Raw genomic sequence first — 6,757 nt, 5'->3', positions numbered from 1 at the left:
TTGCTCGGGGTGTGCGCCTCCTCGAACACGGCTAGAGCAGCACGAGCCTGCACGATCAGCTCCTCTCGGACCTCGTCGTACTGGGCCGACCACGCGTACTCCTCGTTCACGCCAACCTGCGTGACCATCAGCATCGCCTTCGCGGCCTTCTCGATCAATCGCTCACGATCAGTCATCGCTGTCCCCCTTCTGCTCGTATCGACGCCAGTTCTCCCTCGAGAAGTCAGAGGAGAACTCCGTCACCTCATCGCGCAGACGATAGAACCGGGCCAGCAGGTCCTCGTCGCTGCGGAACAGGCTGGGATTGATCGACCGCAACAGGCCGGAAACCTCACTTAGTGCCCCTTCGGCGATGAGGCGCGGCATCCCGACCCGGTTGCGCCACTTTGGCGCGTAAACCTTGAGCCAGTGCTCTTCGCTGGCCCGGATCGCACCATCGCTCGGCTTGTATTGCTCCCACGTCTCGTCGTGGATGCGGTCGTACGCTTTGCTTCGATTGATGGTCATCGTCCCCACTCCTCTCGGTTCTCTCCCGGGGTGGCGGGGAAGATGAGCTTGCACCAGTACGTTGTGCCGCCCAACGCCTCGTATGGCTGAGAGCACGTACCCCCGCTGCTGCACGCTTCGCACGCGCGGTTGTAGTCAGGGACGCTCATCGGTTCTCTCCCTGCTCGGTGACGGCGACAGCAGCACGCAGAGCGGCACGCATGCGGCGAATCGATGCCAACTGTGTCCGAATCGCGTGCGACTTTGCCTTCTCGACTCCGGACTGCCCTGCGACCGAGAGAAGATCCTCAACGTCCGCATTGAGCCCGTCGAGCGCTGCACGCAGGCGTTCGCATTCCGCGGCGCGCTCCTGGTATTTCGTATGCAGCGTCTTCCAACGCCGCTCCCACGTCTTCGCGCTCACCGCCGCGTCGGACGGTTCGCCCTGCGGCTCCGGGTCGATCCCGTGGTGGTCACGCTCACGAGTCAGCTCGTCATGCACCTCCGGATCGAACCGCTCCCCGCACCCGAGCTTGTGCCGCCCATCCGTACGGCGGCACTGAGGACACGCCCCCTGCGGCTCCGGGGCCTTCTCGTCCATCTTCCGGGCGTCACAGCCCTCGTCGTGCTGGACGAGGTGGAAGGGCACTCCGCACGCTGAACAGATCGCCGGCGCGGTGCTTGGCTCTGGTACCTCGGAGGACAGCTCGCTCTGCGCGTTCGCGATGCGACGCTGGAGGAACCGCGAAAGCTTGCCCACCGGGGCATGCCCGTTCGGCAGATCCGGCTCTTCTGGCTCGCCCTGCACGGTGCGGTGGAAGCCGTGATCGCGAAGCCAGCCCAGCAAGGCGTCCACGCTCTCATTCACCTTCCGGCGATCACCAGGACGCCAAGGCTGGTTCCACGCCCGGAAGTCGCAACCACCTTCTGTGACCCACGGGCCGTGAAGCTCATCCAGGAAATCCGCGAGCGCTTCCCGCTCGTCGTCGGTCGGGGTGTTCGCCTCCTCGAACACGGCCAGAGCAGCACGAGCCTCTTCCAGAGCGTCGAGCGCCTCCTGGCTCCAGTCGTCCGGGCTTGTGATTTCCGCCCAGGCCATCTCCCCCCAGCCGATCTCATCTCCGGCGTTGCGCTGGATCCAAATCGCCTTCGCGGTTTCCTTGATCAGTCGCTCATGGTCGGTCATGATGCGTTCTCCAGTTCTTCGAATTCGTTTTGGTCGAGCACGTGTCGGCACTCGTCGTTGGAGCACTTCACGGTCACGTCGCCCTCGAACCAGGCCGGCGGGTTCCAGATCAACTGCTGCTGACATTCCGGACACCGGATCCGGCGGATGCGGTGGGGGTGTTCCGCGATCTCGTGCGCCCGGTACGCCCGTTCCGCGGCGGCAGCGAACTGGATTGCATCCTTCGCGCCTTCCTCGGTCGAGATCCACATGTCGATCGACCCGAACGCGGTCAGTGACAGTAGGTGCCGGTGGCACTCGTCGACCGCGAGGAACGCCCCGGTCAGGTTCACGTGCCCGTCCGCAGTCGTACGGATGCCGGCGGTATCCCGCTGCACCGCCTTCGACAGACCAAGTGCGGACACGCGGCGTTCGAACTCGTCCCACCGGGTGTACGCGTGCTCGAACCGGTCGTGGTGCGACTGGCACAGAAAGCCCCGGTCAGCGTTCCGTGGGAAGCAGCCACGGCAGTCGTCATTCGTGCAGGTCTCCAGGTGCACACCCACCTGGCGGCAAGGGGCGACCGACGGAACACCAGGCCAAGAAGCCACACAGAAGATCGTCATCGCGTGCCCCCGTTCGCGAGCTCCAACAGCACATCGGCGTGACAGGGCACGCGGATGCCGTCAGCATCCGTAAGCGGGCACCAGCAGGCGAGGTTCTTCCCCCGCAGTTCGGCGATGTCGCCGGGCCCGGGGCGCGGGACGTCCGCGTCGCCGACATTCCAGTTCGTCAGCCACAGCAGCCGGTACATTGCCACGGCTGTCTCCGCGGTCATCGACTCGACCCGCTGGATGCGGTCGATGAAATAGGCCCCACCGTCTCCGGTGGACAGTAAGAGCGTCTTCCCGACGACATAGGGGTTTCCCCACTTCGTCGGCCGGGCGACGCTGACCGTGTTCGACGGCATCCGCCAGCCCTTCCGGCGCGACAGCTGTACACGGATCGGGTCAGAATGGGGTGTCGTCTCCAAAGTCCCCACCTCCCCACGCGTCCGTCTGGGCGCCCGCCAGGGGTGTGGTGGCCCATCCGGTGTCGGTTGCGGTTTCCGTGCGTCCACGGTCCGCCTGGCCGCCCTCTGCGCGCGCGGCGCGGGTGACCTGCGCCGTCGCGTAGCGGAGCGAGGGGCCGATCTCGTCAAGGATCACTTCGACGCTCGATCGCTTCTGCCCGTCGCGGTCCTCCCAGTCGCGCTGAACGATCCGCCCGAAGCCGATCACCCGCGTGCCCTTGTGGATCGACGCTGCCGCATGTTCGGCGAGCTCGTTCCACATCGTGCAGCGGGCGAACCAGACGTCCCCATCGACCCACTCGTTGCGCTGCTTGTCGAACTTCCGGTCAGAGACCGCGACAGTCACGTTCGCCACAGGCTTCCCGTTGCTCGTGTATCGCAGCTCGACGTCGGCCGTCGTGTTGCCGATCACCGTTGTCTGTGCGCTCATCTTCATCTCCTTGTCTTGCGCCAGTACCAGCGCAGCAAAAAGGCCCCGGATCGTTTGATCCAGGGCCGTACGATCTCCCACCCGATGAGAGTCAGGAACGTCCTCATGTCCGGGTCGATCCGAACAGGGAACCGATGCGTAGCGTCATCCCGCCGCGTTCCTTTCGACGGCGAGCATCCGACGCAACTGCTCGGTCTTCTCCTCGAACGCGCGGGCCAGGGTTTCGGCTGCCGGGATCGGTGTGCGTCCTTCGCGCCACAACCGCCGCCTGCGGACGGTCGACGATTCGAGCCCCTTGAGGTACTCCGCGAACCACTCGTCGGCTGCTGTCCAATCGGTCATCTGTCCTCCTGAGCAATGGAAAAGGCCACTACCCGTTCTGCTGGGTCAGTGGCCTGTGGATAACTCTTCGCTCTCCGCGAGTGAGAATCTTTAGATTCGTTGCGGGTTGCTTGTTGCTGTTGCACGTTGCTAGTTGTAGGCGGCTGGTAAACAGCTACCCTGCCGTGCTCGATTCGCTAGGTAACGCACTGGGTAAACCGCTGAGGAAATACGCCTGTCCGGCAAGCGGAAGATCGGTCTCCATGGTCTTCGCACTCACCGCGTTCTGTCTCAGGATCGTCTTCACCTGAGGCTTCTCCCAGGCGGGCCAATCGCCGTGCGCTTTCTGTAGGCGCTGGAGCTCGTAGACGAGCGCTGCCCGAATCTTCCGTGACCCGATGACCCCGTACTCTTTCGCCATGGTCACCGACAGTCGCGGGTTCTTGAGGATCGGATCGTGTCTCAGATATGACCGGATCATGGCTTCCTCGGTCGACTCGTCGATCACAATGAAGTGGGCGTCGGAGAGCTCAGAGGCGGCGAGCAGCGTATCTCGGGCGGTGTTCTCGGCGGCGCGTTGCGCCATCCTGCCGACATGCCAGTTGACGACCCCGCAGTAGTTCAACGTCGGGTCCGCCAACAACGTCATGTACAGGTGTTGTGCCGGGACGGTCAGGTTCAACCAGTCGTCATCCGACCAGATGTCATGCCGTAGCTGGCCGTACTCCTTAGCCATCTCGCACCTCACGCGCCATCTTCTGGCCTCCCTTCGCTGACGTGTCTTCGCATGGTGGCGGAGACGAGGTAGTACCACTCGCCGTCGATCGCCTGGACCAGTGTTGCCTTCGAACGGTGCAGGGTGGCGGCGTTCGTTGCGGCCTTCTCGACACGCAGGCCGCGCTCGATCAGGTCCGCCCGGACGATCGCCCCGGCATCCTCCGCCGCCCCGTTGCAGGGCACGCAGACGGCGCAGAGGTTCGCAGGGTGGTCGAGGATCGTGGACCCTCCGGACCCACGGTTCGCCCGATGGTGGGTGGTCTGCGCCTCACCGGAACAGCCAGGGAGCATCATCAGACAGAACCCGCCGTCACGTTCTATGACGCGCTTCTTCACCGTGACTGAGACCGTCATCGCTCTTCCTTTCCGTGACAGGCGCACGCGTACCTGCGGGCGCAGAAGTACGGGGTTTTGCAGCACGAGGGCCGACACCGGCCGGCCGGGTCTTCATGGGGACGGGTCGGTGGCACCGTCCCGGGGATCACGCGAGTCATCCGACGCCCCTTTCTCAGTCGGTGGTGTCGGCGTAGAGCTTGGCTTCTGCGCGCTCAGTGGAGACCTCGGAGCGGAGGGCATCAGCGACAGCAGCACACCATCGCAGCCGGGCCTTCTTCGCCTCGATGGACGACTCGGCGGCCCGGTACTCCCTATGGAGCCGGTACGCTTCCTGGTCGGCGTCAGCGACCCGTTCGGCAGCAGCCTGAGAGAGCTTCTCGTCGGAGTTCTTCGCGTTCTCCATGACGACCGCACGCCGATACTCGAGGTCGGCCTTCTTCTGCCCGTACTCGGAGATCACCGCATCGAACGCCTTGATCTCCGAGTCCCAGCGGACAAGATGCTGGTTGAGTCGCGCTTGCGTGGGGAGAGGCATCAGGAGGCCTCAAGCTGCTTGCGACGCGCGGTGAACGCCGTCTTGACGTCATCGGTGAACCATCGGTGCGCCTGACCGTCGTAGAGCGCCTGGAGCGCCTCCATGCTGTCGGCCGTCGCGAGGAGTCCCCGCCATCCTTCTGGTGGGGACTCCTGCTTCGGCTTCGACCCTGCGTCGGCCTGCCGGTTCCGGACCTCCTCAGAGGACGCGATACCCTGCTTCGTGTCGACGGCGAGGGCGGCGACCATCGCACGGCCCCAGGCCGCCGTCTCAGCGTTCTGCACCTCACTGTCACGGGTGAACTGGGTGGGCCCGGGAACAGGCTCCCAGGCGGTGCCGACTCCGGGGAGCCGGTCATCGACGGACCGGTAGGCGAACGCCGTGTACACGACCCACGTCTTGCCGCCGAACTCCCGGAACTCCACATCGACCAGATGCCCGTCGGGGGCGACCCTGGACAGGGACCCGTCGGGGAACTTGCCACGGAACTCGACGATGCGGCTGGCGACATCGATGTAGTCAAGCGGCCCTTTGTACTGCGCCATCGCGCGCCTCCAACATCTCGGTTGCGACCTCGATGAGGTCGGCGATCATCTCTTCGTCCCGGCTGATCCATACCGACCGCGGTTCGAACCAGGCCAGACGGAACCATGCCCCGTCCTCGACGCGGCGGTTCCAGAGGAACAAGCACCGCTCCGCGCCCGTGACATGCAGCTGCCACTGCACCTGGCGGCGGTACCGGATCGGGATGCCGGTCATCTTGACCAGTGCGGAGTCCCACGGGTCACCGGGGGCTTTGCACTCTGCGATCAGCCGGTGATCCAGGGACAGCCCGTCCGGAGACGCCAGGTGCCGGCCGTCCCTGTCCGACGCGATCACCCAATCGATGGGGAGTATCCCGTGCTCGGAGTGGGCGTACCGCATCATCTGTGGTTCTGCCTCGACCCCGAACTGCATGTAGACGTTCTGCTCCACCGGGTCGGGGTTCAGCCACGCCTCGATCGCGGCCTGGCGGTCTCGCTTCGCGGCGACCTCGGCCACAGCAGTCGCGGTCACCCCTAAGCTGCGTGCAGCGAACCATGCAGGTTCATCGCTGCCTCGTGAGACGAGGAACCGGGTTGCGTCAATCACTGCGCCGCATCCTCCGGCCAGATCCGACGGGCGCTCTCGATGGACACGGAAAGCACCCAGTAGATCGAGCCATCAGTCAGCGACTTGAAGAAGAGACGCAACGACGGCTCTTCGAAGACCTCGTAGGCGTCCTCGCCCGGGAACTGCTTGATGTGGAGCGCCCAGACCTCGCCCGGCTTCGCGTCTTCCCAGGGCTTCCGCTCCGGGTGATCCTCGAAGTAGCGGAACGCCGCACCATAAGCGCCCGTGTCCGTCGACTCCACGTTGCGGTTCAGCCACCGATGCGTTCCATCGCGTTCATCCACGATGCGGACGGTCTCGCCCCCATCCACCGGATAAGCGACGTAGTACGGCTCCAGGGCGTCACGCCACCGCCCCAGCTCCTCGTCGCGCTCATGCTGGAAGAACTCGCGGAGAGTCTGCCACCACTCCGAATGAGGCATGACCTGGAGAATCCCGCACGACTCATCCCGAGTTCCATGCTGGAACTGCACCGTTCCTCCA

The 6,757-nt window shown here is 64.8% G+C and carries 12 protein-coding genes; all 12 read right to left on the bottom strand.

Annotation, left to right across the window (positions count from 1 at the left end):
- Positions 1-168: 168 nt before the first annotated feature.
- A complete protein-coding gene (locus J2Y69_RS17745; protein ID WP_310023256.1) occupies positions 169-507 on the bottom strand; it encodes a hypothetical protein in 339 nt (112 codons plus the stop codon).
- Positions 508-652: 145 nt separating this feature from the next.
- A complete protein-coding gene (locus J2Y69_RS17740; protein ID WP_310023254.1) occupies positions 653-1,672 on the bottom strand; it encodes a hypothetical protein in 1,020 nt (339 codons plus the stop codon).
- The gene (locus tag J2Y69_RS17735) at positions 1,669-2,211 is read right to left on the bottom strand and encodes a hypothetical protein (protein WP_310023251.1); all 543 of its coding nucleotides are present in this window, start codon (positions 2,209-2,211) and stop codon (positions 1,669-1,671) included. Before J2Y69_RS17735 ends, J2Y69_RS17740 begins: the two co-directional genes overlap by 4 nt.
- A gap of 62 nt (positions 2,212-2,273) precedes the next feature.
- Positions 2,274-2,621, bottom strand: coding sequence for a DUF4326 domain-containing protein (locus J2Y69_RS17730; protein ID WP_396653133.1), 348 nt, complete (start codon positions 2,619-2,621; stop codon positions 2,274-2,276).
- A 40-nt stretch (positions 2,622-2,661) separates the two neighbouring features.
- The gene (ssb, locus tag J2Y69_RS17725) at positions 2,662-3,153 is read right to left on the bottom strand and encodes a single-stranded DNA-binding protein (protein ID WP_310023247.1); all 492 of its coding nucleotides are present in this window, start codon (positions 3,151-3,153) and stop codon (positions 2,662-2,664) included.
- A gap of 144 nt (positions 3,154-3,297) precedes the next feature.
- Positions 3,298-3,495 (bottom strand): hypothetical protein, encoded by a 198-nt coding sequence (locus tag J2Y69_RS17720; protein ID WP_310023246.1) that lies wholly within the window; start codon positions 3,493-3,495, stop codon positions 3,298-3,300.
- Between the two features lie 154 nt (positions 3,496-3,649).
- Positions 3,650-4,210, bottom strand: coding sequence for a hypothetical protein (locus tag J2Y69_RS17715; RefSeq protein ID WP_310023244.1), 561 nt, complete (start codon positions 4,208-4,210; stop codon positions 3,650-3,652).
- 8 nt (positions 4,211-4,218) lie between these two features.
- Positions 4,219-4,605 carry a hypothetical protein gene (locus J2Y69_RS17710; RefSeq protein ID WP_310023242.1) on the bottom strand — a complete coding sequence of 129 codons (387 nt, stop codon included), beginning with the start codon at positions 4,603-4,605 and terminating at the stop codon, positions 4,219-4,221.
- 154 nt (positions 4,606-4,759) lie between these two features.
- Positions 4,760-5,122 (bottom strand): hypothetical protein, encoded by a 363-nt coding sequence (locus tag J2Y69_RS17705; protein WP_310023240.1) that lies wholly within the window; start codon positions 5,120-5,122, stop codon positions 4,760-4,762.
- Positions 5,122-5,667 carry a hypothetical protein gene (locus J2Y69_RS17700; protein ID WP_310023238.1) on the bottom strand — a complete coding sequence of 182 codons (546 nt, stop codon included), beginning with the start codon at positions 5,665-5,667 and terminating at the stop codon, positions 5,122-5,124. The genes J2Y69_RS17705 and J2Y69_RS17700 overlap by 1 nt, the downstream gene beginning before the upstream one ends.
- Positions 5,642-6,253, bottom strand: coding sequence for a YqaJ viral recombinase family protein (locus J2Y69_RS17695; RefSeq protein WP_310023236.1), 612 nt, complete (start codon positions 6,251-6,253; stop codon positions 5,642-5,644). The genes J2Y69_RS17700 and J2Y69_RS17695 overlap by 26 nt, the downstream gene beginning before the upstream one ends.
- On the bottom strand, positions 6,250-6,696 hold the full coding sequence (locus tag J2Y69_RS17690; RefSeq protein WP_310023234.1) for a hypothetical protein: 447 nt from the start codon (positions 6,694-6,696) through the stop codon (positions 6,250-6,252). Before J2Y69_RS17690 ends, J2Y69_RS17695 begins: the two co-directional genes overlap by 4 nt.
- Positions 6,697-6,757 lie beyond the last annotated feature (61 nt).

This window comes from Microbacterium resistens, from assembly GCF_031456305.1.
Taxonomy (GTDB): Bacteria; Actinomycetota; Actinomycetes; order Actinomycetales; family Microbacteriaceae; genus Microbacterium; species Microbacterium resistens_A.
Note: the sequence above shows the minus strand (reverse complement) of the source record. Positions and strands in the feature narration are given on the sequence as shown.

Excerpts from the sequence above, each read along its gene's own strand:
- J2Y69_RS17720 (WP_310023246.1), bottom strand. The coding sequence starts at position 3,495 with ATGACCGATTGGACAGCAGCCGACGAGTGGTTCGCGGAGTACCTCAAG.
- J2Y69_RS17690 (WP_310023234.1), bottom strand. The coding sequence starts at position 6,696 with ATGCCTCATTCGGAGTGGTGGCAGACTCTCCGCGAGTTCTTCCAGCAT.
- ssb (WP_310023247.1), bottom strand. The coding sequence starts at position 3,153 with ATGAGCGCACAGACAACGGTGATCGGCAACACGACGGCCGACGTCGAG.
- J2Y69_RS17700 (WP_310023238.1), bottom strand. The coding sequence starts at position 5,667 with ATGGCGCAGTACAAAGGGCCGCTTGACTACATCGATGTCGCCAGCCGC.
- J2Y69_RS17715 (WP_310023244.1), bottom strand. The coding sequence starts at position 4,210 with ATGGCTAAGGAGTACGGCCAGCTACGGCATGACATCTGGTCGGATGAC.
- J2Y69_RS17730 (WP_396653133.1), bottom strand. The coding sequence starts at position 2,621 with ATGCCGTCGAACACGGTCAGCGTCGCCCGGCCGACGAAGTGGGGAAAC.
- J2Y69_RS17705 (WP_310023240.1), bottom strand. The coding sequence starts at position 5,122 with ATGCCTCTCCCCACGCAAGCGCGACTCAACCAGCATCTTGTCCGCTGG.
- J2Y69_RS17745 (WP_310023256.1), bottom strand. The coding sequence starts at position 507 with ATGACCATCAATCGAAGCAAAGCGTACGACCGCATCCACGACGAGACG.
- J2Y69_RS17710 (WP_310023242.1), bottom strand. The coding sequence starts at position 4,605 with ATGACGGTCTCAGTCACGGTGAAGAAGCGCGTCATAGAACGTGACGGC.
- J2Y69_RS17740 (WP_310023254.1), bottom strand. The coding sequence starts at position 1,672 with ATGACCGACCATGAGCGACTGATCAAGGAAACCGCGAAGGCGATTTGG.